We start from the raw sequence: 664 nt of genomic DNA, 5'->3' as shown, positions 1-664 counted from the left end.
AGATGGCGGTATAGGCAGTTTCGACCAAGTCGATGTTAAATATGCGTTCACTGCCGAGTGGGTCAAAGTCTTCCGGAACAGTGAGCTGTTCCACTTGAAGCAAGATTTGGTGGATCTTCGGCGCAATTTCGAGTGCTTTCGGCGTCGGAAACAGACCTTTCGACTCACGTTCAAATAACGGGTCGTCAAACAGAGTCCGTAGTTTTGTCAGCTGTTTGCTCACCGCTGATTGGCTCAAAAACATTCGCTGTGCGGTCTTGCTTACACTGCGTTCTTCGAGTAAAACGTGCAAGCAGAGCAAAAGATTCATATCGCATTTCAGTAATCGCTTCACATCAACCATGATATTCCTCAGATTCACATCAAAAATGATTTTATGTCACTTTCAATCATATCATGAAGTTGGTAATTTAAACCCATATACCTATGAGTTAACTACTCAAGAATAATAGAACTAAGGAATACTCATGAACTTTCTAGCACTCCCTAAGATTGATCTTCACTGCCACCTAGACGGAAGCGTTCGTCCAGACACCATCATTGATCTTGCGAAGCAATACGGTATCGAGCTTCCTGCAGACCGTGATGCAGTCGTTGAATCTCTTACTGTGCCAGAAGACTGTAAGAACCTAGACGAGTACCTAGCGTGTTTCTCTCTGCCACT

At 44.1% G+C, this 664-nt stretch carries 1 protein-coding gene and 1 pseudogene; one reads left to right on the top strand and one right to left on the bottom strand.

What is annotated here, in order from left to right; translation table 11 throughout:
* The coding region (locus KIV40_RS28790; protein WP_285352642.1) for a LysR family transcriptional regulator at positions 1-343 on the bottom strand (343 nt) is incomplete at its 3' end.
* Positions 344-467: 124 nt separating this feature from the next.
* Here KIV40_RS28790 and KIV40_RS28785 point away from each other — a divergent pair.
* Positions 468-664, top strand: a pseudogene (locus KIV40_RS28785) (adenosine deaminase); the annotation flags it as partial.

This window comes from Vibrio sp. D173a (assembly GCF_030248475.1).
The sequence above is the reverse complement of the archived record's forward strand: the minus strand, read 5'-3'. Positions and strand labels throughout refer to the sequence as shown.